The sequence below is a fragment of the Rhizobacter sp. P3_C12 genome, from assembly GCF_056402735.1.
The window spans coordinates 1-5,053 of the sequence record NZ_JBFUGW010000366.1; the positions used below are offsets into that span (position 1 = coordinate 1).

5 protein-coding genes are annotated in these 5,053 nt (G+C 70.4%); all 5 read right to left on the minus strand.

From position 1 onward, the window contains the following. The coding region (locus AC1DXV_RS31095; RefSeq protein ID WP_477937332.1) for a PfkB family carbohydrate kinase at positions 1 to 301 on the minus strand (301 nt) is incomplete at its 3' end. Next, the gene (locus AC1DXV_RS31100; RefSeq protein WP_477937334.1) at positions 298 to 1,365 is read right to left on the minus strand and encodes a LacI family DNA-binding transcriptional regulator; all 1,068 of its coding nucleotides are present in this window, start codon (positions 1,363 to 1,365) and stop codon (positions 298 to 300) included. The genes AC1DXV_RS31095 and AC1DXV_RS31100, both read right to left, overlap by 4 nt. After that, positions 1,362 to 2,369, minus strand: coding sequence for an ABC transporter permease (locus AC1DXV_RS31105; protein WP_477872274.1), 1,008 nt, complete (start codon positions 2,367 to 2,369; stop codon positions 1,362 to 1,364). Before AC1DXV_RS31105 ends, AC1DXV_RS31100 begins: the two co-directional genes overlap by 4 nt. Positions 2,370 to 2,390: 21 nt before the next feature. Further along, positions 2,391 to 3,998 (minus strand): sugar ABC transporter ATP-binding protein, encoded by a 1,608-nt coding sequence (locus AC1DXV_RS31110; protein ID WP_477937336.1) that lies wholly within the window; start codon positions 3,996 to 3,998, stop codon positions 2,391 to 2,393. A gap of 26 nt (positions 3,999 to 4,024) precedes the next feature. Further along, positions 4,025 to 4,981, minus strand: coding sequence for a sugar ABC transporter substrate-binding protein (locus AC1DXV_RS31115; protein ID WP_477937338.1), 957 nt, complete (start codon positions 4,979 to 4,981; stop codon positions 4,025 to 4,027). Between the last annotated feature and the right edge of the window lie 72 nt (positions 4,982 to 5,053).

The following is a 5,053-nucleotide window of genomic DNA, read 5'->3' on the forward strand; positions in this document are numbered from 1 at the left end:
CGATGAAGCTGACCGCCGCGCCCAGCCGCGCCGCGGCCACCGCCTGGTTGGCGCCCTTGCCGCCCGGCAGCACCTTGAACTCGCGGCCGTGCACCGTCTCGCCGGGCGCCGGCAGGCCGATGAAGCTGACCGCCGCGCCCAGCCGCGCCGCGGCCACCGCCTGGTTGGCGCCCTTGCCGCCCGGCAGCACCTTGAACTCGCGGCCGTGCACCGTCTCGCCGGGCGCCGGCAGGCGTTCGCAGCGCAGCACGAGATCGGCATTCACGCTGCCGAGCACGACGATCCTTTGCCGTTGCGTCATGAAGGCACCGGCCCGGTCGAGTGGCGCACCGTCAGCGACGGCTGCAGGATCTCGCGCTGCAACGCGCGCCCGCGGTCGGCGATGCGCTGCATCAGCAGCTGCGCCGCCAGTTCGCCGGTGCGGTGCTTGGGCTGCGCAACGGTCGTCAGCGGCGGGTTGCTGTAGGCCGACAGCGCGATGTCGTCGAAGCCGATCACCGACAGGTCCTGCGGAATGCGCAGGCCGTGCGAGGCCGCCGCGCAGACCGCGCCGATCGCCATCAGGTCGTTCGAGACGAACACCGCGGTCGGCTGCAAGCCGGCCTGCAGCAGCGAGACCATCGCGGCATGGCCGCCGGCGCTCGTGAAATCGGCGCTGCGCAGCAGCCGGTCGTCGACCGCCAGGCCGGCCTCGCGCAGCGCGCGGTGGTAGCCCAGCACGCGCTGGCGCGCCGACGAGAGCGTCTGCGGCCCGGCGATGCAGGCGATGCGCCGGTGCCCGAGCGACAGCAGGTGCTCGGTCGCGATCACGCCGCCGGCCTCGTGGTTGACCTCGACCAGGTCGGCCTCCAGGTCGTCGATCTCGCGGTCGACCACCACCTGCGGCATGTTGGCGTCGCGCAAGGTATCGAGCAGCTCGCCGTCGGCCCCGGACGACATCACGATCAGCCCGTCGACCTGCTTCTCGCTGAGCAGGCGCACGTAGGTGCTCTGCTTCAGCGGATCGTCGTCGGAGTTGCACAGGATCACGTTGAAGCCGGCTTCGTAGCAGGTGTCCTCGATGCCGCGGATGATCTCGGCGAAATACGGGTTCGAGCTGTTCGGGATCATCATCCCGACGGTGTGGGTGCGGTTGCTCTTCAGGCTGCGCGCCAGCGCGCTCGGCACGTAGCGCAGCTCCTCGATCGCCTGCTGCACCCGCTGGCGGGCCGCCTCGCTGACGAAGCGCGTGCCGTTGACCACGTGCGACACCGTCGTCACCGACACCTGGGCCTGCTGCGCCACGTCCTTGATGGTGCTGAGGCGGGCCGGCACGCGCGCCTCGCGGCCACCGCCGCTGCCACCGCTGCGTTCGGTGTGGTTCATCGCGCCGCACGCTGCGCCAGCCGTGCGCGCAGCACGTCCAGCACCACCGCGAGGATGATGACGAAACCGGTGACCATCTGTCGAAGGAAGTCGCTCATGCCGATCAGGATCAGGCCGTTGGCCAGGACCCCGATGATGCACGCTCCGAGCAGCGTGCCGATGATCGAGCCGCGCCCGCCGGAAAGACTCGTGCCACCGATGATCACCGCCGCGATCGCGTTCAGCTCGAAACCGATGCCAGAGATCGGGCTCGCGATCGTCAGCCGCGTCATGTAGATCACCGCGCCGACGCCGACCGCCGCGCCACAGATCACGAAGGCCGCGATCTTGTGGAAGCGCACGTTGTGGCCGGCCAGCCGCACCGCCTCCTCGTTGTTGCCGATCGCGTAGACCAGCCGGCCGAACACGGTGCGGTTGAGCACGAACCAGCCGGCCGCCACCAGCGCGAGCGCCACCAGGAAGATCGCCGGCACGCCCAGCAGCGTGGCGCTGCCGAAGTTGTTGAAGGCATCGGGGAATTCGTAGATGGAACGCGCCTGCGTCCATTGCAGCGCAGCGCCGCGCGCGATGTTCAGCATGCCGAGCGTGACGATGAACGACGGGATCGCCCACCACGCCGACACCGCGCCGTTGACCAGCCCGCAGGCCGCGCCGACCGCGATGCTCGCGGCGAGCGCCAGCGGGATCGCCGCCGCCGGCTCGAGCCCGTCGAGCTTCAGCACCGTGCCGGCCACCACCGCGCAGAACGCCATCACCGAGCCGACCGACAGGTCGATGCCGCCGATCAGGATCACGAAGGTCAGGCCGACCGCGAGGATCACGTTGATCGAGATCTGCGTGAAGATGTTCGTCAGGTTGCCGGTCGTCAGGAAGATCGGCGACAGCAGCGCGAACACGCCCACCAGCAGCARCAGCGCCAGGCCGATGCCGGCCTCGCGCAGCACCAGCGCGGCGCGGTCGCCCGCCGAGGCGCCGCCGGCGGGTTTCGGGGGAGTCAGGTTCATCGTTTGCATCGCATCCATGCCTCAGGCTGCTTCTCGTGCCGCTTGCTGCGGGCGCACCAGGTATTCACGGTAGGCCATCGCGAGGATGGCCTCTTCATCGAACTGCGCGCGCGGCACCTCGCCGACCAGCACGCCGCGGCTCATCACCAGCATGCGGTCGCACAGGCCGATCAGCTCGCGCAGGTCGGACGACACCACCAGCACCGCCAGGCCCTGCGCGGCCATGCGTTCGAGCAGCGCATGGATCTCGGCCTTGGCACCGACGTCGACGCCGCGCGTCGGCTCGTCGAGCAGCAGCACCTTCGGGTCGCGCAGCAGCCACTTGCCGAGCACCACCTTCTGCTGGTTGCCGCCGGACAGCTGGCGCACCGGCTGCGCGATCGACGCGAGCCGGATCTGCAGCTCGCCGGCCATGCGGCGCGCCGCGGCGTTCTCGGCCTCGGCCTTCAGCAGCCCGCCGCGCGACACCGCACCGAGCTGCGCCAGGCTCAGGTTGGCGCGGATCGGCATGTCGAGCACCAGGCCTTCTTCCTTGCGGTTCTCGGTGACGAGGCAGATGCCGTGCGCGAGCGCGTCGCGCGGGCTCGCGATGCGCACCGGGCGGTCGTCGCGGAAGACCTGCCCGGCAGCAGCCCGGTCGGCGCCGAAGATCGCGCGCAGCGTCTCGGTGCGGCCGGAGCCGACCAGGCCGGCGAGCCCGACGATCTCGCCATAGCGCAGGCTGAAACTGATCGGCGCGGTCTCGGACGACGCATCGCGCCGGCCGGCGTGGCGCAGGCCCTCGACGCGCAGTGCCGTGGGCCGGTTGGCGTCGAGCACCGGCGCGACGCGCGGCGGCCGCTCGACCAGCTCGCGCCCCACCATCAGCCGCACCAGCTCGCCGGTCGAGGTGCCGGCCATCGGCTGCGTCGCGACGTGCCGGCCGTTGCGCAGCACCGTGACGCGGTCGCAGACCTCGAACAGCTCCTGCAGGTGGTGCGAGACGAACACCACCGTGACGCCGTCGTCGCGCAGCTTGCGGATGATCGCGAGCAGGCGGTCGGTCTCGCGCGGGGTCAGCGTGGCGGTCGGCTCGTCCATGATGACGATGCGTGCTGCCCCACCCCGTTGGTTCGACAGCGCCTTCGCGATCTCGATCAGCTGCTGCTGCGCCATGCCCAGCGTGCCGACGCGCGTGGCCGGCGACAGCTCGTCCAGCCCGACCAGCGCGAGCAGCTCGCGCGCCCGCCGGTCCATCGCGGCGCGGTCGAGCAGCCCGAGCCGGGTGCGCGGCAGCCGCTCGAACAGCAGGTTCTCGGCCACCGACAGCTCGCCCAGCATGTGCAGCTCCTGGTGCACGACGCGGATGCCGGCGCGCATCGCCGCCAGCGGCGAGTGCGGCGCGTAGGCCTCGCCGAACAGCCGCATGCGGCCGGCGTCGGGGCGGTCGGCGCCGCACAGGATCTTGATCAGGCTGGACTTGCCGGCGCCGTTCTCGCCGGCCAGCGCGTGCACCTCGCCGCGCATCAGCGTGAGGTCGACGCCGTCGAGCGCGACCACGCCGGGGTGCCGGCGCGTCAAGCCTTGCAGCTCGAGCGCGACGGCGGCGGTGGTGGTGGCGGCGGTGATGTTGTTGTCGTGCTGGTCCACGCGCGGGCTCCCTGGGCAGCGCGGTCTTACTTCAGGTTCTTGGCCGTGACGAGCTCGATCGGCGTCTTGACCCAACCCTTCAGCGGCTGCTTGTCCTTGCGCGACTTGATGCCGTAGTCGATCGCGTTGGCGGCCATCTCGCTGCCGAACTGGTCGACGGTGGCGAGCACCTTGCCCTGCTTGATCAGCGGGCGGATGGCCGGGATGTTGTCGAAGCCCACCACCTTGATCTGCCCGGACTTGCCCGCGGCATCGAGTGCCTTCGAGACGCCGAGCGCCATCGAGTCGTTGGCCACCATCACGCCCTTGATGTCGGGGTTGGCGGTCAGGATGTTCGAGAAGACGGCGTTCGCCTCCTCGGTCTCCCAGTGCGCGGTCTGCGACGCGACGATGTTCAGCTTGCCGGCCTTGGCCGCGTCCTCGAAGCCCAGCTTGCGCTGCAGCGCGTTGTCGGCGCCGGGGTTGCCTTCGATGATGACGATCTTGGCGCCCGGGCCGATCGCCTTCGCGAGTTCGTCGCCGGCCATCTTGGCGCCGGCGCGGTTGTCGGGGCCGACGAAGGCGAGGTCGAGGCCGGCCTTCTTCATCGCCGCGGGGTCCAGCGCCACGTCGAAGTTGACGACCGTGATGCCGGCCTTCAGCGCCTTCGCGACCGGCGCGACCATCGCCCGCGAATCGGCCGGCGCGATCACGATCACGTCGTACTTCTGCGTCACGAAGTTCTCGACCGCGGCGGTCTGCGCATCGAAGTCGGTCTCCGACTGCATGCCGACGGCCTTCAACGCGAAGTCGCCGCGCTTCTTCTCGTGGGCCAGCGCGCCCTCGGTCATGTTCTTGAAGAACTCGTTGGCCAGCGACTTCATCACCAGGCCGACGCGCGGCTTGGCGTCATCGGCATGGGCGGCGGTCAGGAAGAAGCCGGCGGCCAGTGCCGTGGCGGCCACGGCGATGTTGCGGCGGCGGCTGTGGAAAGCGATCGTCATGCGTGTGTCTCCTGGAAGCGTGGATTGTTGCCCGGACGTCGGGTCGATTGAACCGCCCGGACGGTACTTCGT